Origin of the sequence: Streptomyces sp. NPDC056738, from assembly GCF_042790435.1 — a bacterium.
Taxonomy (GTDB): domain Bacteria; phylum Actinomycetota; class Actinomycetes; order Streptomycetales; family Streptomycetaceae; genus Streptomyces.
Genome location: NZ_JBHTZF010000007.1, coordinates 106,340 through 126,691, shown reverse-complemented (window position 1 = coordinate 126,691; position 20,352 = coordinate 106,340). Strand labels below are relative to the sequence as shown.

The 20,352-nt window shown below is 65.0% G+C and carries 16 protein-coding genes, 1 tRNA gene and 1 pseudogene; 12 read left to right on the top strand and 6 right to left on the bottom strand.

Features of this window, described 5'->3' with window-relative positions:
* The first annotated feature begins 32 nt into the window (after positions 1-32).
* Complete coding sequence (locus ACFRIC_RS19915) at positions 33-1,187, top strand: Ku protein (protein ID WP_382788036.1); 1,155 nt, start codon at positions 33-35, stop codon at positions 1,185-1,187.
* A gap of 63 nt (positions 1,188-1,250) precedes the next feature.
* On the opposite strand, the gene ACFRIC_RS19910 is transcribed toward ACFRIC_RS19915, so the two are convergent.
* Positions 1,251-1,715 carry a hypothetical protein gene (locus tag ACFRIC_RS19910; protein WP_382787417.1) on the bottom strand — a complete coding sequence of 155 codons (465 nt, stop codon included), beginning with the start codon at positions 1,713-1,715 and terminating at the stop codon, positions 1,251-1,253.
* A 270-nt stretch (positions 1,716-1,985) separates the two neighbouring features.
* On the opposite strand from ACFRIC_RS19910, the gene ACFRIC_RS19905 reads away from it, so the two are divergent.
* The 4 genes from ACFRIC_RS19905 to ACFRIC_RS19890 all read left to right on the top strand — a co-directional run bounded on the left by ACFRIC_RS19905 (position 1,986) and on the right by ACFRIC_RS19890 (position 3,967).
* Positions 1,986-2,348 (top strand): hypothetical protein, encoded by a 363-nt coding sequence (locus tag ACFRIC_RS19905; protein ID WP_382787415.1) that lies wholly within the window; start codon positions 1,986-1,988, stop codon positions 2,346-2,348.
* Positions 2,349-2,489: 141 nt separating this feature from the next.
* Entirely contained in the window at positions 2,490-2,945 is a 456-nt protein-coding gene (locus tag ACFRIC_RS19900; protein ID WP_382787413.1) for a hypothetical protein, read from the top strand.
* Entirely contained in the window at positions 2,935-3,681 is a 747-nt protein-coding gene (locus ACFRIC_RS19895) for a hypothetical protein (protein WP_382787411.1), read from the top strand. The genes ACFRIC_RS19900 and ACFRIC_RS19895 overlap by 11 nt, the downstream gene beginning before the upstream one ends.
* Before the next feature lie 142 nt (positions 3,682-3,823).
* On the top strand, positions 3,824-3,967 hold the full coding sequence (locus ACFRIC_RS19890; protein ID WP_382787409.1) for a hypothetical protein: 144 nt from the start codon (positions 3,824-3,826) through the stop codon (positions 3,965-3,967).
* Between the two features lie 403 nt (positions 3,968-4,370).
* Here ACFRIC_RS19890 and ACFRIC_RS19885 read toward each other — a convergent pair whose 3' ends face one another.
* The 4 genes from ACFRIC_RS19885 to ACFRIC_RS19870 form a co-directional block, all read right to left on the bottom strand.
* Positions 4,371-5,117: a hypothetical protein gene (locus ACFRIC_RS19885; protein WP_382787407.1), complete on the bottom strand. Its 747-nt coding sequence runs from the start codon at positions 5,115-5,117 to the stop codon at positions 4,371-4,373.
* A gap of 529 nt (positions 5,118-5,646) precedes the next feature.
* Positions 5,647-6,201, bottom strand: a complete 555-nt coding sequence (locus ACFRIC_RS19880) for a hypothetical protein (RefSeq protein ID WP_382787405.1) — start codon at positions 6,199-6,201, stop codon at positions 5,647-5,649.
* On the bottom strand, positions 6,198-7,340 hold the full coding sequence (locus ACFRIC_RS19875) for a helix-turn-helix domain-containing protein (RefSeq protein ID WP_382787403.1): 1,143 nt from the start codon (positions 7,338-7,340) through the stop codon (positions 6,198-6,200). The genes ACFRIC_RS19880 and ACFRIC_RS19875 overlap by 4 nt, the downstream gene beginning before the upstream one ends.
* A 442-nt stretch (positions 7,341-7,782) precedes the next feature.
* Positions 7,783-12,585 carry a DEAD/DEAH box helicase gene (locus tag ACFRIC_RS19870; RefSeq protein ID WP_382787401.1) on the bottom strand — a complete coding sequence of 1,601 codons (4,803 nt, stop codon included), beginning with the start codon at positions 12,583-12,585 and terminating at the stop codon, positions 7,783-7,785.
* 1,005 nt (positions 12,586-13,590) lie between these two features.
* Here ACFRIC_RS19870 and ACFRIC_RS19865 point away from each other — a divergent pair.
* From ACFRIC_RS19865 to ACFRIC_RS19845, 5 genes and pseudogenes are all read left to right on the top strand, one after another.
* A complete protein-coding gene (locus ACFRIC_RS19865; RefSeq protein WP_382787399.1) occupies positions 13,591-14,583 on the top strand; it encodes a hypothetical protein in 993 nt (330 codons plus the stop codon).
* Entirely contained in the window at positions 14,580-14,798 is a 219-nt protein-coding gene (locus ACFRIC_RS19860; protein ID WP_382787397.1) for a hypothetical protein, read from the top strand. Before ACFRIC_RS19865 ends, ACFRIC_RS19860 begins: the two co-directional genes overlap by 4 nt.
* A gap of 499 nt (positions 14,799-15,297) precedes the next feature.
* A pseudogene (locus ACFRIC_RS19855) lies at positions 15,298-16,197 on the top strand (tyrosine-type recombinase/integrase); the annotation flags it as partial.
* A 106-nt stretch (positions 16,198-16,303) separates the two neighbouring features.
* Entirely contained in the window at positions 16,304-17,170 is an 867-nt protein-coding gene (locus ACFRIC_RS19850; RefSeq protein WP_382787395.1) for a nuclease-related domain-containing protein, read from the top strand.
* A 133-nt stretch (positions 17,171-17,303) separates the two neighbouring features.
* A complete protein-coding gene (locus ACFRIC_RS19845) occupies positions 17,304-17,726 on the top strand; it encodes a hypothetical protein (protein ID WP_382787393.1) in 423 nt (140 codons plus the stop codon).
* Between the two features lie 215 nt (positions 17,727-17,941).
* On the opposite strand, the gene ACFRIC_RS19840 is transcribed toward ACFRIC_RS19845, so the two are convergent.
* Positions 17,942-18,013, bottom strand: a tRNA-Arg gene (locus ACFRIC_RS19840).
* A gap of 198 nt (positions 18,014-18,211) precedes the next feature.
* On the opposite strand from ACFRIC_RS19840, the gene ACFRIC_RS19835 reads away from it, so the two are divergent.
* Both ACFRIC_RS19835 and nrtL read left to right on the top strand, forming a co-directional pair.
* Positions 18,212-18,712: a response regulator gene (locus ACFRIC_RS19835; protein ID WP_382788034.1), complete on the top strand. Its 501-nt coding sequence runs from the start codon at positions 18,212-18,214 to the stop codon at positions 18,710-18,712.
* A 652-nt stretch (positions 18,713-19,364) separates the two neighbouring features.
* Positions 19,365-20,351 (top strand): ArgS-related anticodon-binding protein NrtL, encoded by a 987-nt coding sequence (nrtL, locus tag ACFRIC_RS19830; protein WP_382787391.1) that lies wholly within the window; start codon positions 19,365-19,367, stop codon positions 20,349-20,351.
* Position 20,352: the final 1 nt, after the last annotated feature.

The following is a 20,352-nucleotide window of genomic DNA, read 5'->3' as shown; positions in this document are numbered from 1 at the left end:
CGGCATAAACCCTGCTCAAAGTGATCGGAAGGGTGCTGCACGTGCGATCCATCTGGAACGGCGCCATCTCCTTCGGCTTGGTGAGCATCCCCATCAAGGTCATGAACGCCACGGAGAGCCACGCGATCTCCTTCCGTCAGATCCACCTCGACGACGGCGGCCGCATCCGCTACCGCAAGGTCTGCGAGCTGGAGGACAGCGAGGTCTCGTCCGCCGAGATCGGCAAGGCGTACGAGGACGTGGACGGAACCCTGATCCCGATCACCGACGAGGACCTGGCCTCGCTGCCCGTCCCGACCACCCGGACCATCGAGATCGTGGCCTTCGTCCCGGCCGAGCGCATCGACCCGCTCCAGATGGACACGGCGTACTACCTGGCGGCGAACGGCGTCCCGGCCGCCAAGCCGTACATCCTGCTGCGCGAGGCGCTCAAGCGCAGTCAGAAGGTCGCCGTGGCGAAGTTCGCGCTCCGGGGGCGGGAGCGGCTCGGCATGCTGCGGGTCGTCGACGACGTGATCGCCATGCACGGCCTTCTCTGGCCGGACGAGATCCGGGCCACCGACGAGGTCGCCCCGGACGCCGCCGTCACGGTCCGCGACAAGGAACTCGACCTGGCCGACGCCCTGATGGACACCCTCGGCGAGGTCGACCTCGCCGACCTGCACGACGACTACCGCCAGGCCGTGGAGGAACTCGTCACCGCCAAGGCCGAGGGACATGAGGCACCCACCGCTCCCGCCGGCGACGAGGACGGCGGCAAGGTGCTGGACCTGATGGCGGCCCTGGAGAAGAGCGTGCGCGCGGCCAAGGAGTCGCGCGAGGACGCCACCGGAACCGGCGAGGACGCCCAGGTCACCGAACTGCCGTCCGCGTCCGGGAAGACGCGGGCCCGCGGTTCGGCCCGTACGGCGCCCAAGGAGGTCGCGGGAAAGAAGTCGACGTCGACGGCCAAGAAGACCGCGGCGAAGAAGACGACGGCGAGGAAGTCGACGTCGAAGGCGACGACGGCGAAGCGGACACCCGAGAAACGGACGACGAAGTCGACCACCGGGACGACGGATTCCGGGACGACGGCCAAGAAGTCGACCACGAAGACAGCAACGAAGACAGCCACGAAGAAGACGACGGCGAAGACTACGAAAGCGACGGCGAAGAAGACCACACCGCGCAAGCGAACGTCGGCGTGAGAACGAGGGCCCCGGGAACCGAGGGGCGTCGCGGCCGGACGGGAGCCCGTCCCGCCGCGACCGCTACCACCCCGGCAGATGTACGAGAACGCCGCACACGAGAAGCAGGGAGGCGATCTGAGCGATGCCCCACGAGAGGCGATAGCTGAGCGTCCGGTGATTACGGACCTCGAGCAGCCGGGGGAAGATCTCCTGAGGGTGTTCCAGGTCGTAGGTGTCGGTCCAGTGCACGGAGACGACCATCAGACTCAGCGCCCCGGACAGACCACTCGCGACGAGGGCGGCGACCAGGAGCGCCGTGGAACCGGCACCCCCGGGAAGGATGGTCAGGACGACGGTGGCGGCGGACACGAGGAACCCGTCGTAGCCGAGCAGCACCTGAGCCTTGGAGTCGAGCACGCTCAGGCACCCGTAGAGGTAGTCGTGGGCGTACATGTCCTGCGGTTCGGGCTGGATCCTCTTGAGGGCCTCCAGATGGGTCCGGGACTGAGGCCCCTGGAAGATCCCTTGCCGCAACCAGGCCCGCATCCCGCCTCAACTCCCCACCGTCCGCCACCACTTCCCCGGACGAGCATGCCCACCCGACCGCGGGATCCCCGCCCACCACGGCATACGTGCGCAGCCGCTACGGCCACGTCGGTAGCCCGCACTCCTGCATACGGAGGACGGCGACGCGGGGCTGCATGGAGAACCCGGCGACGCGGGGCGAAGGATGAGCGGCGCGCGCACGCCACCCCCCAACCCCATCGGCTCATGGACCCCCGAGACGGAAGGGCCGGGGGGAGGCAGGATGACCTCATGACAAAGCAGCCCGCACGGCAGACCGGTCGCCCCTTCCATGGTTCGGTGCTCTCGTTGTGGTCGAAGGACTCGGTCCTGTCGATCGGCTCGGTGGGTTCGGTCCTGTCCGTCGGCTCCGTGGGATCGGCCCTGTCGGTGGGCTCGATCGGAAGCGCCCTGTCGATCGGCTCGATCGGCTCCTCCCTGTCCCTGATCTCGGCCGGCTCCTGGCTGAGCACAGGCTCGGTCCTCTCCGCCCAGTCGACCTGGTCGGTCCTCTCCTGGCGCTCGTCCCGGGCTTTCCTGGCGGCGGGAGCCGTGGGCGCCGCAACAGCGGGCGCGCTGCTTCTGCTCCACACATCCCGCCGCACTACGGCGTAGCCGACCACGCGGACGCTCGAAAGACGCGACACCCCAACGGCCCTCCTGCCGTTGCAGCCGGTCAGGACGGCGCCGCACGATGAGGACGGCGCATCCGCCCCGAGCGTGCGCCTATGTCAAAGGCCTGCCGGGAGTGCACGGATGCACAGCGACGCACCGAGAAGGACCTGCCCGAGCGCACAACCCGACATGCCGGGAAGCACGGTGCTCGGAATCCTCGCGGGCAGTGCGGATGCTCCGGAAGTCCGGTATCTGGCGCGCCCGATTCCCGCGGTCGCCGAGATCACCTCGCTGGCGGGTGACCTTCTCCCGACGGAAGTGTTCCGGTTCTCGGCCGAGTGCGTGGAGGACAGGTGCCGGCATTTCGACGGCCGGGACTGCACGCTGGCGAAACGCCTCACCGAGGTCCTCCCACCGGTGATCGGTGTCCTGCCACGTTGCCACGCGCGCGCCGCGTGCCGCTGGTGGCACCAGGAGGGCGCGGCGGCGTGCTTTCGCTGCCCGCAGGTCGTGACCACGACGATCGGGCCGACCCCGGAACAGGTGACGGTGACGGTGGCGGAGCCGCCCCAGACAGGAGAACGTCATGCCTCGTGAAAAAGAGCCGGTCGTCGGGGTCGACGATTTCCTCGCGGCGGTGATCCGGGCCGTGTCGCGTGCCGAGGAGGTCCGGTCGCCGGAGCCGGGAGGCTCGGTCGAACGCCGGACGGTCCTCGCACACAGGCCGATCGTCACCCTGGGCCTGACCTACCAGTCCATGACCGTGGCAGAGGACGCGCTGCCCCGCGAGGCGGATCGCGGGGCGCGGGACGAGAAGCCGGCGGTGCCGCTGCGCGTGACGCACGAGGACGCCGCCCGGGCCGACCGGATCGCGGAGAGCATTCAGCAGGTGCCGTTCCAGGAGAACATCGCGAAGGTGTGGCAGCGGGAGGCGGGAGCCGCGGACCAGCTCGCCGCGAGTATCGACACCCTGGGAGCGGTGGCCGATTCCCACGCGGAGTTCGCCATCAGTCTCGTGGGACAGCTCGACGACGCCGTACTCGAGAACCTCATGCTCACGGCGGGCGTGCCGTCGCACAACATGACCACCCTGAAGGGCGTGGCCCAGGATCAGAACGTCGGCCTGGCCGAACTCCTGACTCTGAACAGCACCGCGAACCAGGAGAACACCCGGAACGGCGAGACGCTGCTGAGCGCGACCTTCCAACGGGGCGCGGGAATCGCCCTGGTGGGCGCAAGCCTCCTGGGAGTCGCAGCCATCACCCGCTCCCCGGTGGCAGCCGGAGCCGGCGCGGTCCTGGTGGTGGTAGGCGCAGCCCTGATGCTCCAGTAACCCACCCCCACAATCCCCGACCATCTCCTGCTCATTGCCGGTGCCGATCCCACCGAGGTGGCTGAGCGCGCCGGCAACAGCGTTGAGGCGCGGCTGACCAGCTGCGCGAATCAGTTGGTGCCAGCTGGAGCTCGACCTGATCGTGGCTTCGAACCTACTGCTGAACGGAGACGTCGACCCGCAGCGCTTCGACGAGCTCGGCGGCGAACTCGACCGCCTGGGGCTGAGCTACTCCCTGGAGCTCTACGACGGAGACGACACCCTGGTTCGCGAGATCCAAGTCTGATCACTCAGCTCACCTGCGAGGCCTCGGACATCTTGTCCGGGGCCTCCCTCGTTTCGAGCCCCATCTGCTGCAACGCTTCGAGCCGAGGGCGGATGAGGCCGGACGAGGGGGGCTCGTGGAGCTGAAGGTCACGCGCTGGAAGCCGTACGGACATGAGCGCCTGGACGCGAACCTGCCTGACGGCACGGCGATCGTTTCCTGTACGGGTGGAGCCGATGCTTGTCTTCGTCGGCGTGACGGATCTCAAGGTGGTGGCCACGTAGCTCAGCGTGCGCGTCTAGCCGGAGCGCGAGGTGGCGGCACTGGCGCCCCTCACAGGAGTACAGAGGGCGGAGCAGGTCGAGCAGGTGTACAGCGTTGCTCGTCATCGCAGGCGTGGAGCAGCGCCTAACTCTTCTGTGAGTCACGCATCCCATGGGGTGGTGATGGCTTCCGCGACGCTGAATATGGCATCGCAGTCGGCGCACTGCGCTTCGCCGAAAACGTAGGTCAACTTTTGTGCGACCTCAGTCTGACCATCCGCGAGCGCGCGACTGTGAAGCCTGTGGGCCACCCCTTCCAGCGGGGGAGCCGCCGGCTGAAGAGGTATCTTCCTCGCCGCAGTCTCATTCATGTACATACTGTCCAGGGTCGAAAAGAAGCCGGACTCGCCGAAGGCTATGAAGTTCTCTGAACTGCACGCGGGACAAGGGACTTCGTATTCGTCATCGTTCAGTCCGTCGAGTTGTGCACCCCAGACTTCGTCCCCCTCGAAGCCGAGGAGTGCGGCCAGTAGGTAGACGTACGTGTTGGAGTCGTCGCTGAGGGCCGGATCCTGGAGAGCTTCCTCGGTCAGTTGCTTCAGGTCGGACATCTCCGAGGCGTAGGCGACGTGAGGATCTGGTTCTCCGTACGGCTGGTCGGTACTGGCGGCGATGGCGCCGGCCAGCAGGAGCGGCATCTGCCGGCCTGCGGGCGACCACTGGCGTGCGATGTCCCGCAGGGCGGGCAAGGCGGCGTGGCTCGCTGAATAGACGGTGCCCTGATGGAACAACCGCGACCACAGCGCAGTCCAGGCCGCATCCGTCGGCAGCCACCTCACGGTGTCGAGCAGGCCGGGGATGTCTTCTGCCGTGCCGTAGGCGTGGTGAAGCTGCGACCAGTCCGTCATACCGGCGATCTAAGCAGCCGGATGCGGCGGGCCTCGCGTCTGGGGTGGCCCGGGTTGCGGTCATCGGGGCAGGCAAGCCGAGCGCGAGAACCGGCCAGCTAGCCGCAGCGATGCTCCAAGATCCCACCCACGCCCCATTTACGAACCCCGCCATAGAGCCGCGGGCTGCATCCGCCGGCACATACGCGAAGACCCCGGCCTCAGCGTTTCCACTGGTGACGGGGCTTTTGGGCACCTCAATAGGGGTGCTCCCGGCAGAATCCGAACCTGCGCACACGGCTCCGGAGGCCCATTGTTTCCAGGAAGTCTGTGCTGGTCAGACGACTACCGGAGCGAGCGCAGGCTGCCTCCCGTCCACGAATAGTCCGCTCTCTTACCTCTCGCTCCTGTCCTCCAACGCCAGGGCAAACTACAACGCAGATGCTGGCCATCAGGCGGCCGACGCTCATCGCGGTGAGGCTGGTCGGAGAGCCCGAAATTTGACAGTCAGCCGACTGGAGGAGTTATTACGCCTTTAGCGATTCTATGTTCAGAGCTCGTCGTAATCCAGAAGTCCATTTTCCAGAACATGTTGACGGAAACCTCCGGGACCGAAAGGCAAGTAGTACGCGCCCTCCAGGAGGTTGTCAGCAAGTTCCTCGACCATTACCGTCGTAAGTTTCCGCGCGCGAATGGCGTCGCACAGAATCGGGACAGTTGCTGTGACCTTGATCCCTTCCTCCTCCGCGATCTGCCGGGGTGTGGCGTCGTCTATTACGAGTTCACAGCCATAGACTTTGCCCATTGCGAGGACCCCGCATTCGCCAACATTCCTGCCCTCCGCAACTAGCCGATCGTGATAGTGAGAGAATGCTTCCACATATTCAAGAGAAGTCGAACGGTGAACGTGGATCCAGTCAAAATCAAGTGCCTGACGTGCAGCTGGCACACGGTCGGCAGCATTGTGAAGTTCGTGTTCAACGGTGTCGGGAATGAATATGCGTCGCTCTCCTGCGAGAAACCGCAGGACCGCCAACCATCCCTGCGCGGCAAAATGTCTCAACGGCCCGGTGTCGAATACCCAAGCGTCCTCGGGAACTGTCACGATACGAAATTCCAGATTTCGTCCGAACGTCGCACGCGAATGCGTGGCAGATTCGCTTCGTCGAAAGTTCCTTGAAGCAGTTCGAGGGCTCGATCACGACTGATGCGCTCGTCCCGTACAAGCTGCAACACTGCACGCGCGAAATTTCGAGGCACCGTCGTCCCGTCTAGTTCCTCGAGGGGAACATTCAGGTTCATCTCAATGATGTCAGCCTGGGTTGTGCGGAATCCACGTACCGCACCGATTGTGTCGCCGTCGGCTAGATCCAGCTCTTTCAGCCGCGTTGCCAGGGTACCCATGTCAACTCGGAATTCACTGGCTAGCAGAATTGACGCTCCGCGCTCCTCATGTGCATCGACTTTCTCCCGCCATTTCCGGCTGACTGCAGCCCTGGGTAGGAGCAGTGCGCGGGCAAAACGATCAAGGCGCGACTCAATAGGGACGGCTTGATCAGAATGCGCGGCCACTCGCCAGTCGACGGTGTAGTCATCTGCAATCAGGTAGTGGCCAACTTCGTGCGCCAGCGCGAGTCGCCTGCGGCCGACCTTCATGTGGCTATTGACGAGAGTGACGCCTCCACGGCGCAACAAGATCGTCCCAGCGTCCGCTGTGTCCTTGCCGATATTGCGGGAGAAAGCTAGGAGCCCGATGCTGGAAACTCTGTCAGAGAGTTGGGGGATCGGGTCGTCTGGCGGAAGGCCCATTAGTGCGCGTGCCTTCGCGGCAAGTTCCTCTGCCTCAGAGTTGTTCGAGGGCGGTGTCATGCCAGCTTGAGTGACTGCATCAGCACCATCAAGGCCCAGTTCATCTGCCCCCAACTTGGTGATGAACTCGACCTCACTGGCAAGCTTCGCGAGTAGTGCGTCGATCTGCGAGTCGACGGTGTCGAGGCCCTGGCTGGACCTATGCGAGACAAGTGCTGGAGTGGGCTCCTCGAAGAACGTGAACATGCGAACATCAAGTGCAGCGGCAATGTCGGACAGCTCCAAGGCTGCGACCTTGCGCACGCCCCCCTCGATCTTGTTCACAACCGTGCGCTCGAGACCTACCGCCCGTCCGAGGTCTTCTTGGCTCATGTCCGCACGCTTGCGAGCCTCTCGGATTCGCTCGCCCAGCGTGCGCGCGTCGATGTCAGCCATGCGTGCGATTCTCGCACGTCGTCGGCTAGGTGTCGAGCCATCGCCGTTTGTTAAGCGTTGTTACGGAAGGGCTAGACGCTCCGTCTACCTGGATGTTGCCCCCTGGGTTGCGCTGCCGGAGTTGGCTGCCTGGCTGCTGAGCCGGTGGCTCAGGGTGGGTGCCTCATCGTCTCGGTGGAGTAGGGACCGTTGAACCATCGAGTGCACCATGGCCGAGCTCGCCAGATGCCGGCGCCTCTACCCTTCGCGATGAACGTCAGGCCAGGCCTTTACTAGTAGCGTTTGCGCCCTCATCCGCTACCACCGACCAGCCAATTGAGATCAAGACGCTGGGCTCGGCTCCGGAGGCCGCGTATCGGCACGGCGAACCAGCAGATCAGGGGCTCGGGCTATTCGTGGACAGAAGGTCTAGTCCACGAGTAGTCCGCGACTGACTGTTCTGCTATTCCAGGATTTCTAGCGCGGGGAGGCTGTCCACGATTCTCATCGTCTCCAGGCTGACCGTGACGATTCGCTTGAGTAGGTCGATGATGTAGCGCGGGTCGTCAGACCAGTCGTTGGGATCGTTGACGATCTCCGATGCCTTGTCGACCTTCACTTGATAGCGGTCGACGATCCACTCAATCGCGGAACGCGAGCCGAGCTGGTAGCGATACGCCTCTTCTGGGACGTTGGTGAGCTTGACCCGTGTGTTGTAGACGATCGTCGACCGATCGGCCTGGCCCTTGATCTTCGGAATCCTCATCTTGGCGACGCGGTACAGCTCGCTGGGGGGCGTGGCAGACGGGTCGCCGGTCACCGTCTCGACGATGCCCTTGTAAGGCTCAGCCTGCTCATAGTTGATGTGCAGGTCGGCGAGCTTACGACCAGCCTCGGCGAAGCCGTGGAAGTCGCGCACCTTAGGAATGCGTGGGAGGGATTTCTTCAGGTCCGCGGCGAAGCGCTCGCGGTACCCCGGAGAGTGGAGCAGGCCGTAGGTGTAGTAAAAGATGTCGTCCTTAGTGATGGCCGGGTCGGTGTACGCCTTGCGGTAGTCGGCCAGAGCGGCGTCGGTGATGTTGTCGATGCGCTCGTAGGCGCCATCGCTGTCACTATCACCGAAGTCAAATCCACCCACGACGGCCAGTTCGCGGTATGTGTAGCGGGGGAAGAACTGACCGTTCGTCTGCCCACCAAACTCGGATAGGTCGGGGATAGAGGAAATGGCAAGACAGGTAAAGCTCATAGCGGCGCCGACGCCGGTTACGCAGAAGCCGAAATTTTCGTTCTCGACCGTCGAAAACATCCGGGGCATCTGGTACGTCCTCTCCAGCAACCGTGAGTGGAAGTACAGCCTCTGTTTCGCAAAGGGTCGATAAGAAGAGGTGACCATGGAGGCAGCATTGAAGACGTACTTCTCTGCTTTGGCGAGCCTAGTCTTGTCAGCCACGTTCCAGCTGATCTTCTTCGAGTCGGTGTCGATCCACCGTTCAACGTCCTTGACGCTTGGAGCGGCCACTCCACTCGCCTTGCAGTGGGCATGGAAGCCCTGTACCTGACCGTTATAGAAGTCGATCATCGACTCTACGTTAGTGCGGGCCTTCTCTTCGGAGAAGTTGTAAACCCAGGCATCGCGGCCAGACGTCAGCCCCCTGGAGTGGGCCTCAAAGATCGCCTTCACTGCAAGCTTCTTGTCTTTTTCGCCGATTGCCTGGAATTCGGCGAAGTGCCCGTCTCGCTGGTTGATCCAGTCGCCTTCTACGTTCGGCGTGATCATCTCCCACTGGACGGATTCAAGATCCTGGGAGTCGATGATGTGAAGTTTTTCTTCGCGACTGAGGTAGTCCCCGATATCGCGGTAATGCAGCGTGCAGTCTGATGCTGGGGCTCCGCCTTTGTCACCCTTGACAAGGATAAGGATGGCAACAGTGTTCCGGCTACCCGAGCCAAAGATCTTGCCGCCTTCCTTGCGAGACTGCTCTCCAGCGGTGCGCTGGTTGCCACGCAGGTTGTAACAGTAGATGGCGTCGAATTCCTCGGCCAGAGACTTACGCAGGCCGTCAGCGGTATTGCCGTCGATGTAGCCACCATTGGAAACGAAGGCGACCACACCCTCGCCCTTGATGCGGTCGGAGGCCCAGCGGATCGCACGGATGTAGGAGTCGTAGAGCGAGTTCTTATTCGTCGCCGTCGACTTGGCGGCATACGTCTCCTGGATGCGAGTATCCAGGGTCTCGTACTTCACGTTCTGGTTGTCATCGTTCTGGTTCTCCTGCCCCACCGAATAAGGCGGGTTGCCGATGACGACCATGACGGGCTGGGCCTTCTGCTTCTTGGCGCGGTCACTGTTCCCGGCCAGCACATCCATACCTTCAAGCTGCGCCGCCCGGCCCTCGGCAAGCTGGAAAGTGTCCGCCAGTACGATGCCCTCGAAAGGCTGGTACTCCGCTTCCTTCCCAGCCAGCTCCATGTACGCCGCTTCGATGTTCACGGCCGCGATGTAGTAGGCGAGCAGCACGATCTCGTTGGCATGCAGTTCCCTGCTGTACTTGCGGAGCAGGTCTTCCTGCGTGATCAGGCCGGACTGGAGCAGGCGTACGGGGAAGGTCCCGGTGCCAACGAAGGGGTCGAGGATGTGGACGCCCTCGTCGCTCAGCGAGCGGCCAAGGTGCTTCACCATCGCTTGCTCGGTGGCGCGGATGATGAAGTCGACAACCTCGACCGGGGTGTAGACGATACCGAGGGCCTCGGCTGCCTTCTTCGTCGCCGTCTTGAAGAACTTTTCGTACAGCTCGACGATGACGCGCTGGCGGCCTTGGTGGTTGTCGATTCCTTCAGCCCGGACACGGACCGAGTGGTAGAAGTCCTCCAGTGTCTTGGTCTCAGAATCCAGGCCCTGATCGTCAAGAACGTCGAGCATGCGCTGCATAGCCTTGGAGACCGGGTTGTGCTCGGCGAACGCATAGTCCTTGAACAGGGCATCGAAGACCGGCTTAGTGATGATGTGCTGCGCAAGCATGTCGATGGCGTGGGTACCGGCGATGCCAGGGTTTATGGTGGCGCGCAGCTCGCCGACGAATTCCTCGAAGGTTTCCTTCTTCTCCGGGATCTCCAGTGCGGCCTTGATGCGGATGACATGGCGGTCAGCGATCTGAGCGATGTCCTTGGCCCACTCCTCCCAGTAGTGGCGCTCGCCGACCTTGTCGACAATGCGGGCGTAGATCGCTTCACGCCAGTCGCTTATGGAGAACAGGGCCTCTTGAACGTGCTGGGCGTTCTGGGCTTCCTGCTCCTTGGCCGCCTTGGCGCTGTCCGCGGTGCTAGAGCCGTCTTTGTCCCCGACCTTCTCATCGCCGGCACCGATGTGGCCGTGGCCGATGATGTCGGGCTTCTTCTTGTTCAGCTCGATCTGGTTGACAGTTGCGTTAAAGCGGTCGTCGTGGGCGCGCAGCGCCTGGAGGACCTGCCAGACGGTTTTGAAGCGCTGGTTGTCCGCGAGGGCCTTCTCTGGGGCGACACCGGCGGGGATAGCGACGGGCAGGATGATGTAGCCGTAGTTCTTGCCCGGTGCGACACGCATGACGCGTCCAACAGACTGGACGACATCCACAACGGAGTTGCGCGGGTTGAGGAACAGAACCGCGTCGAGGCTGGGGACGTCCACACCTTCGGACAAGCAGCGGGCGTTGGACAGGATGCGGGCGTTGTTCGGGCCAGGGTCCCGCTTGAGCCAGTCGAGGAGTTGGTTGCGCCGCAGGGTGTTGAACGTACCGTCGACGTGTTCAACCTCGCAGTGCAACACATCATCATCAGCGTCGTCATACGCGTCAACGACGTCGTTGAACCGGTCCATGATGGCCTTGGAATCGGCAATAGATCGGGAGAACGCGACGGCCCGCTTCATCGGTGCTTCGTCTTTGCCGAACCCGGAACCATCAGCGAAGGTGCCAGTGCGCTTGGCCAGTGCGTTCCAACAGCCGATGATCTTCGCTGCGTCATCGAGTCGCAGCTCGGAGTCACCGCCAGCGAGACCCTCCTGGAGGGTCTTGGCGACTACGCCTTCGTCGATGGTGAGGATGAGGACCTTGTAGTCGGTGAGCAGGCCCTGCTCTACGGCCTTACCGAAGCCGAGGCGGTGGAATTCGGGACCGTACTGCGCCTCTTTGTCCATCGAGGCGACAGCCGCGGAGACACCTTTGGCTTCTTGCTTGGTGTCGTCGCTGTACACGCGTGGGGTGGCAGTCATGTACAGGCGGCGGTCGGCGCCGATGAAGTTGTCGTCGTGGACGCGGACGAACGCGGACTCGTCATGGCCGGAAAGGGTGACGCCGGTAGTGCGGTGGGCTTCGTCGCACAAGATCAGGTCGAACCGCGGCATCCCCTGCTTCTGGGCGGCGGAAATCGTGGCGATCGACTGGTAGGTCGAGAACACGACGGTCAGGCCGGGGGCAGCCTCCACGCTGGCCATCTGCCCTATCAGTCGGTCGGGGCTGGTGGTCGCCGGCAGGGCTAGATCGTGGGTGGACATGTCCTTGTCGTCGCCCTGGGCCTTCTGCTTGCCGACCTGTGCATCGGAGCAGACGGCGAAGGCGCGCAGCGGGACCTCGGCCTCGTACGACCACTCACGCAGGGACTGCGAAAGGAGGGCGATGGAGGGCACCAGAAACAGGACGGTGGTGTGCTCACCCTTCCCAGCCTCGGCCCGCTCCTGCTGAAGCCGCTCGGCGATCTTCAGGCTGGTGAAGGTCTTGCCGGTGCCGCAGGCCATGATGAGCTTGCCGCGGTCGTGCTCGGCGAAGCCCGCGAAAACGTCGTCGATCGCTGCCTTCTGGTGGGCGCGTGGGCTCTTCTTGTCCCGCAGCGTCATCTGAACTTCGTGGTCGATGCCGTCCGCGGGCAGGTGCCACTCGACAGCGCTGTTCGCGATGTCGGCCAGCCCTATCCGGGTGACGGGGATCTGCTGGTCGTCCAGAGCCTCTTCCGCATGTCCGCTCCACTTGTCCGTCGTGGAGATGATCATCCGACGGGTGAAGGCGTCCTTGCCAGAAGCCGTGAAGAAGGAGTCGATGTCTTCCTTGCGGACTGTGTGGTGCGGCTCGTAGAACTTGCACTGGATGGCGCAGAAGCCACCGGTTTCACGGTCCTGTGCCACCAGGTCGATACCAGTGTCCCGCTTGTCCTGCTCCGCCCCCGGCCAGTCGGCCCACATCCACACCCGGGTGAACTGCTCGGTCCACTGCGGATCGGTGCTGAGGTACTGGACCATGAGTTCTTCGAACCGGGTGCCGCGGTCCCTGTTTCCAGTGGCCCCGTTACGGATCGCCCTAAGTACGTCGTGCACCGTCGTCGTATCCGTAGCCAACTCGCTCCGCACCCCATCACCGTCCACGGCGCACCTGTTGGACGCCGGATCGTTTCAACCAAAAAGCTTCACAACTCTACTGCTCAAGTCCATGATCCAAGTCCTGATCAGGGACTTTTGATCGTCCTTGAAACCGCGGGGTGCCATACGAGATCGGTGGCCTCAATGGGCATGGCAAGCGCCGGCAACTGCGCTCAGTGGTCGGTCCGCTGATCGTCCCTTTCGATGATCGGCGGGGAGGGGAGAGGGTGCAGCACTGACCAGCTCAGGTGCCGTGTGCTTCTGTCGTTGTCGGCCGACGGTGGCCGATTCCGTACGGCCCACAGACGGCCAGACTCAACGCTGGGCCGTCACTAGTCTGGAAGGTCGCGTATGTGGATGCTGCCTGCCCTGGTGAGACGTTGACCTGCGCCTATCTGGTCTGGTCGCCGCGACTCCCTGCTAGTCCCCGCCTCGTGCCTTTGGGTCGTGTACGCAGAGGGCGCCTGTGGCTCTCTGTCGCTCTCTGAGAGTCCGGACGCCCGCCTCGGGCCCGGCGCTGGATCCTTCGGCTCTCACGCGAGCGCGTAGAGCGTCATGCGGCAAGGTGACTCGCGGCGAATCCCTCTCATAGCGTCAATAGTGGACATCCGGTCCATCTGCCCCGTCCGCCACCGTTGATGTCGGAGCCGATGCAGCTGACACCGTCGGCATCTCCAAGGCCAGAGCTGGAGCGACCCGCCGTCACGCTTCCAGTGTGTTGAGGTGTGCAAGGCCGTGCGGCTTCGAGGCCCGGCGAGATCCCTTGCTGCCCAAGGCCCGCCTTCGAAGATCGAATACCCACCCCATGTCGGCAAATAGGTATCTTTCGTAAGCAAACGGGGCAAAACGGTTACACGGACAGTGTCAGGACCTCAACTAGGGGGTCGCATGGACTTCGAGACAGCGACGCTGCTCAAGAGGAACCTTGTGTGCGAGTTGCTGAACGCGGGCTCCCAACTGAGCGTTGAGGCTTGGCGGTCACGGCACTACCGACCGCTGCGCCCACTGCCACCCGGAACGGGACTTGCGCTGGGGGTTACCGGGCTACCGGCCGGGGGGTACGGCATCGCCATAAGGATCCAGGAAGACACGGAGCCCATCCGGGACCTAGCCGCCCTCATCGCGAAGACGGCCCACGGCGAGGTTGATGTGCGCGTGATCGGCCGGGTCCGGGCTCATGGTGCCGCAGCCAATACGTCCCTCCCTCTGCGGCCGGGCCTCTCGGTCAGTCACCCCAAGTGCTACGCGGGCACGCTCGGCGCCTTCGTATCTGTAGGCGACGAGGACGGTTTATTTGCAATATCAAGCAATCATGTGCTGGCAGCTTCGAACCGGGGGCGGGCTGGGGACATGATCCTGCAACCTGGCCGGCCGCAGGGGCGCCCGCCGAAGGATCGGATCGGCTCCCTGCATGACTTCATGCCGCTGCTGCCACCCTCGAAGGTCAACACCCTTGATGCCGCAATATGCCGTCTTGATCAAGTGCCGGTCCTTGCGCACTGGGCGCCTATCGGCTGCGTGTCCCGTGTTACGACTCCCAGGTATGGGGTACACGTCGAGAAGATCGGCAAGACCACGGGTCCCACCCGCGGATTCATCAAAACAGTCGATTTGGCGGTCTTCGGGCTTGACTACGAGATAGGTTCTTTGCGTTTCGATGAAGTGATCGAGGTAGAGGGTCTCGACGGCCCCTTCAGCCGGAAGGGTGACAGCGGCGCGCTGGTCTATACCGCTGACTCCGGCGAGGGGGTTGGTCTATTGTTTGGGGGCCGCCTCCGACCGCCCGACAGAGGGCCGGCGGTGAGTTACGTGTGTCGTCTCGATGCCGTCCTCAACTACTTCAACGCCCACCTGCTGACCTCGGAGGAGCTGCTTACATGACAGACATCGATGCAGCGCGAGCGGCCAAGCGAGAACTTGTTAAGCGCTTTGCCGGCGATCCTCGCGTGAGCGGCATCGGTATCTCGGGTGACGCAGCCCATTTGGTGATCAAGGTGAACCTGGTCAACGCCCAAGAGGTGCCTGAGGATCTCCCGCTCAAGGTGTTCGGCTTCCCGGTGGACGTCGAAGAGGTGGGCAGGATTGGCGCTCATTAGGGCGAACCTCCCATTTGAGCAGTGGAAAGCCGTGCTTGCTGCGGGATGCATGGCCACATGGAGACGCTCTCGATCATCCTTGGTGCAGCAGCCCTACTGATCATCGTAGTGGGGTTGGTTCTTTTTTGCTGGGGGGCTGCACGCGAAGCAGGGGGCCCAGGGCCCCAAGGCGATGATCCTCCCGTCGGTGCGCTCACGTGGCTCCTCAAGCGCCTTTTCAAAGTGATCTTCGGTGGCGAGACGTACTCCGCGGAGAAGCGCCTAATGGCGCAAGGGCTGCTGCTTATCGTTGTAGGGGTTTTGGCCGGAGTGGCAGCAGCTGCCACGGGTGTAGCTGCTGCTGCCTAGAGACCTAGGGCAACCAGCTAGGTCCGAATGCGAGCGGCTGAACGCACAGACAACCACGCGCCTCCACAACACCAGCTCCCATCCCGTCTGCCGTCGACCCACACACCGTGGAGCGGGCGTGGTTCCTGGCGTCCAGGTGGAGCGCGCCACCTCGCGACCGCTGGCCGACCTCGCTGAACCAGCTACGGCGCGTGCGGTGCTGGACTCGCTGAAACTCAAGCTCGACGGCACGGCCGCGGCGGCCGAGACCGTGCGTCGTAAGCGGCGGACCCTCGTCAATGCTGCGAACTATGCGGTCGACCTGGGGGAGCTGCACGAGAATCCGATCACCGCTGTTCGCTGGCAGAAGCCGAAGGTCTCCAACCAGGTTGACCCTCGCGTCGTCGCGAATCCCGAGCAGGCTCGGAATCTCCTGGCGGCCGTCTCCTACGTCGGCGGCTACCGGCGGGCCCGCGGTCGGCGCCTGGTGGGTCTCTTCGCTGCGATGTATTTCGGCGGTCTCCGGCCGGCTGAAGCGATCGGCCTCGTCGAGACGGACCTGAACCTCTCAGAGAACGGCTGGGGATCCGTGCTGCTTCACCGGACTCGTCCGTCGGTCGGTAAGCAGTGGACCGATTCGGGGGAGACCCATGACGACCGCGGTCTGAAGAACCGGCCGGTTGAGGACGTCAGGCGGGTCCCGATCCCGCCTCACCTCGTCTCCGCATTCCGCGACCACCTGGCCACCTTTGGCACGGCGGACGACGGACGGCTCTTCTTCAGCGAGAAGGGCTCGGTCGTTCCGTCCTCGACGTACTACCGGGTGTGGCAGGAGGCCCGTCTACTCGCGCTCCCGCCGTCCGCCGCGGCCTCGCCGCTCGCGAGCCGCCCGTACGACCTGCGGCACTCGGCGCTGTCGACGTGGCTCAACGCGGGGGTTGACCCGACCGAGGTGGCCGAGCGCGCCGGCAACAGCGTCGAGGTCCTGCTGACCCGCTACGCGAAGTGCCTCGACGGACGGCAGGACGTCGCCAACCGGCGTATCGAGGACTTGCTCCGCGAATACGAGTGAGCACGCTGCACCCCCACCGAGGCCCCGGGCAAGTTGTCCGGGGCCTCTCTCGTCAAGAGCCCTACCTGCTGCGACGCTTCGAGCCGAGAGCGGACGAGGGGGACTCGTGGAGCTGAAGGTCACGCGCTGGAAGCGGTACGGACATGATCGCCTGTACGCGAACCTGCCTGACGGCACGGCGGTCGGCTGGGCGGATGTGAAGACGGGGGACATCACGGTCCTGGTCGCCGAGTATCGCGACGACGTGATCGCCGTCCTGACAGACCACCTACAGAACAACCCCGAACCGGTCCCGCCGCAGAAGACGCCCAGGACGCCTGCGGCTGAGGCGCCCCCGCTACTGCCGCTTCTGACGGCGGCCGACGACCTGTCCGCCAACCGTCCCGGTGAGTCTCTGCTCGACAAATCCGGGCCAGGCCTGATCAAGCGAGTCGTCTCACAGCTCTTGCGGCGCCCCGCCGAGTGGGACTCCTGGCGGAAGGGCCTGGCGGGGGAGCAGCGGGTGGGCGCCGAGCTGATCCGCTTGGAGCGGCACGGCTGGCGCGTCCTGCACTCCATCCTCTTGGCCGACAAGGTGGACGTGGACCATTTGTTGATCGGGCCCGGTGGCGTGTTCAGCATCAATACGAAGCACCACCACAAAAGGGCTGTATGGGTCGGCGACGACTCTGTGAAGGTCGATCACGGAAAGCCAGCGCCCTATGCGCGCAAGAGTCGGGCGGAGGCCAAGCGGGTAGCTCGAGTGCTTGAGCGCTACTGCGGCTTTCCCGTACCGGTGGAGCCGGTGCTCGTTTTCGTGGGCGTGACCGATTTGAAGGTGGTCGCCACGCAGCTCAGCGTGCGCGTGTACCGGGAGCGTGAGGTGGCGGCACTGGCACCGCTCTCAGGGGTGCTGACGGCTGAACAGATCGAGCAGGTGTACGGCGTCGCCCGTCATCGCCAAGCTTGGATTGGGGCCCCTGCTTCTCGGTGAAGTGTCGACCCTCTTCGTGAGAGTTGTGGGGAGCCCTCCATGACGTGGCCGGCGTCGGGGCGGGGGTGCCCTGTCAGTGCCGTCCTTTACGCTCCGCTCCTGATCAAGCAGTTCGGATGGGGAGGGGATACGGATGGGCGGAAACGAGTGGAGTCACACGGGCCCGTATCAGCGTGATCTGGTGGCTGCATTCCGGCAGGCTCAGGAGGACGAGTTGGCGCGGGACAACCACGGTTTCGAGGGTCAGTCCGTCGAGGAACTGTGGCGCGACCCGGAGTGGCAGGAGTACATATTCACCGGTGGCACGTGCACCGTGCTCGATTTTCCTCTCATGATCGAAGCCGCGGACACCGACGACGGTCCGTTCATGCGGCCGCTGACCGATGGGGAGGTGCGTGCGTGGGCTCCTCACGGCCGGCCCACCTATGAGGAGTGGGACGCCGCTCTTGATTCCGAGCGGTTGGGCTTCCCGAACCGCGCCCAGGGGAACTGCATAGTGCTCTACCGGGATGGCAGACCCGCGCAGATCGGCTATTGGGGGACCACCGCCGACTAGGGGGCCGATACCGCTTCGCGATGTGGCCCCGTCCTCGTCCGGGGTCACATCGCTTTGGTGGGGCTCACCTGGGGGAACGTCTCAAGATCCCGTCCACGCCTCGTCCACAGACGCTGACATGGAGCCGCTTCGGGTTGCATCCGCCTGCACATACGCGAAGACCCCGGCCTCAGCGTTTCCGCTGGTGACGGGGTCTTTGGGCACCTCATGAAAGGTGCCCCCGGCAGGATTCGAACCTGCGCACACGGCTCCGGAGGCCGTTGCTCTATCCCCTGAGCTACGGGGGCGTGTCGGGCGCTTTGTGCGGCGACGGGTAGAACCCTACCAGCTCTTTCAGGGGTGATCGCCACGTCTTTTTGTCGGGGGTGGGTGGTGTTGCGGGGGCGGGAGGGAGAGGGGAGGGGCGAGTGGGGGAGTAGGGGTGGGAGGCGGCCGAGGTGGTGGGGCGGGGGGCGGCTCGAGGGGTGGGGTCGGTCGGGGTGGAAGTGGGGAAAAGCCGGACGCGGTGGTGGGTGCGGACCTACTCTCGAGTTGTGCCAGGCGTGTCCGGTCGGGTGCTTGTTGTGGACGACAACAAGGTCATCCGGCAACTGATCAGGGTCAACCTCGAGCTGGAGGGTCTCGAGGTCGTGACCGCGGCTGACGGTGCCGAATGTCTGGACGTCGTCCATCAGGTTCGGCCCGATGTGGTCACCCTCGACGTCGTGATGCCCCGGCTCGACGGTCTGCGTACCGCCGCTCGGCTGCGTGCCGACCCCCGGACCCGGAACCTTCCCCTCGCCATCGTCAGCGCCTGTACGCAGTACGAGGTCGAGAGTGGCCTCGACGTCGGCGTCGACGCCTTTCTCGCCAAGCCCTTCGAGCCGTCCGAACTCGTCAGCCTTGTCAGGCAGTTGATCGAGGGGCGTGACTCGGGTTCCGGCCCCGGCGGGGGCGCGGGTGGCGCTGTCGAGCAGGCCGAGCCGTCCGGGCGTGCCGGTCACTGACTCGTGTCGTAGGGGTTCGCAGTCGTAGGGGTTCGTAGTCGTAGAGGTTCGGAGTCGTAGGGGATCGGAAGGGTCGGTCCTGCTCGTCGGGCGAGGGGACCGTGGCGGTTCCGGCCCCAGTTCCGATGCCGGTCCGGGTTTCGGGCGTCGGGCTCGGAGGCTGTGCCGTTCCCGTCCGGTTCTGAATCCCCGCCCCGGTCCCGATCACCGGGACGCGTGGCGCGTGGCGCGTCGTAGCCACCAGCACCAGCACCAGACCAGTACCAGCACAAGTCCCGCCCCGTCGCGTGACCCACGCGTGCGTCCATCCCTGCGCGCAGGCTCCGCCGTCCGCCGTCCGCCGTCCGCCGTCCGCCGTCCGCCGTCCGTCGAGCGTCCAACACGGCACCGTTCACGGATCCCATTCCCGCTCGGCCCCCGGCCCGGCCCGTTCCGTCCCACACCCCTGCGAGCTCAGCCGCACCCCGCCCGCCCCGAGCACCGGGCACCCGGCACCGCATCCCACCCCGCCCCACTCCACCCGGCACCCGGTCTCCCCCCGGCACCCGGCCCCCCCCGACCCCTGGCCCCCGGCGGCGCCCCCCGTCCACATCCCGGACCATCCCCCAAACCGGCTCGCTTTCCCACCCCCCTCCTCCCCTAGGCTTGTCCCGTGACTCCCGTCGAGCTCTCCCGTACCGTGCTGCGCGCGGTGCGTCGTGCTGTCGACGTGGGGGAGCTGGGGGGTGTCTCCCTGCCCGCGGGTGTGGTCGTCGCGCCGCCGGGGCCCGGGGGGTGCGGGGACTACGCGAGCAACGTCGCGCTGCGGCTGGCCGGGCCGGCCCGGCGGCCGGCGCTCGAGGTCGCCGAGACCCTGCGGACGTACATCGCGCGTGAACCCGGTGTCGCCGACGTGACCGTCACCGGGCCCGGGTTCCTCAACATCACCCTCGCGGGTGGCGCCTTCGCCGAGCTGGTGGAGGCGGTGCTGGTGCAGGGCCCGCGGTACGGGCACGGCGACTCCCTGACCGGGCAGGTCGTCGAGCTGCGCGTGCCCTACGACACCCGGGCGGAGATCGTCGCCGACACCCTCGTACGGATCGTCGCCACCCAGGGCGGACGTGCCGAGGTCCTGCACGCCGAGCCCGTGAACCTCCGGCCCGTGCCCGCGCCCGAGGACCCCGCCCCCCTCGGTCACGACGCCGCCCGCTGGGCGCTGCTCCACCCCGCGCCGCACGACCGGCCCCGGATCAGCGCCGATCACCTCCTCCAGCGCGAGAGCAACCCTCTCTTCCGCGTCCGGTACGCCCACGCCCGCACCCGGGCGCTCCACCGCAACGCCGCCACCCTCGGCTTCAGCGGTGATTCCAGGGGCACCGACCCCACCCCCGTCCCCGGTGAAGGCGATCTCCTTGCCGCGCTGGCCGAGTATCCGCATGCCCTGCGTCTCGCCGCGCGGCATCGGGCGCCCGACCGGCTGGCGCGGCATCTCGTCGTGACCGCCGACGCCTTCCTCGGCTTCCAGCACGCCGTGCTCCCGCTCGGCGACGAGAAACCCTCGGCCGCCCACCGTGCCCGGCTCGCGCTCGCCGAAGCCGCCGGGGCGGTGCTGGCCGGTGGCCTGTCCCTGCTCGGCATCAGCGCACCCGAACATCTTTGAC

Bases quoted from the DNA above. Each gene is read 5' to 3' on its own strand.
- ACFRIC_RS19910 (WP_382787417.1), bottom strand. From the start codon at position 1,715: ATGCGGGCCTGGTTGCGGCAAGGGATCTTCCAGGGGCCTCAGTCCCGG.
- ACFRIC_RS19905 (WP_382787415.1), top strand. From the start codon at position 1,986: ATGACAAAGCAGCCCGCACGGCAGACCGGTCGCCCCTTCCATGGTTCG.
- ACFRIC_RS19900 (WP_382787413.1), top strand. From the start codon at position 2,490: ATGCACAGCGACGCACCGAGAAGGACCTGCCCGAGCGCACAACCCGAC.
- ACFRIC_RS19895 (WP_382787411.1), top strand. From the start codon at position 2,935: ATGCCTCGTGAAAAAGAGCCGGTCGTCGGGGTCGACGATTTCCTCGCG.
- ACFRIC_RS19885 (WP_382787407.1), bottom strand. From the start codon at position 5,117: ATGACGGACTGGTCGCAGCTTCACCACGCCTACGGCACGGCAGAAGAC.
- ACFRIC_RS19875 (WP_382787403.1), bottom strand. From the start codon at position 7,340: ATGGCTGACATCGACGCGCGCACGCTGGGCGAGCGAATCCGAGAGGCT.
- ACFRIC_RS19870 (WP_382787401.1), bottom strand. From the start codon at position 12,585: ATGGTCCAGTACCTCAGCACCGATCCGCAGTGGACCGAGCAGTTCACC.
- ACFRIC_RS19865 (WP_382787399.1), top strand. From the start codon at position 13,591: ATGGACTTCGAGACAGCGACGCTGCTCAAGAGGAACCTTGTGTGCGAG.
- ACFRIC_RS19860 (WP_382787397.1), top strand. From the start codon at position 14,580: ATGACAGACATCGATGCAGCGCGAGCGGCCAAGCGAGAACTTGTTAAG.
- ACFRIC_RS19845 (WP_382787393.1), top strand. From the start codon at position 17,304: ATGGGCGGAAACGAGTGGAGTCACACGGGCCCGTATCAGCGTGATCTG.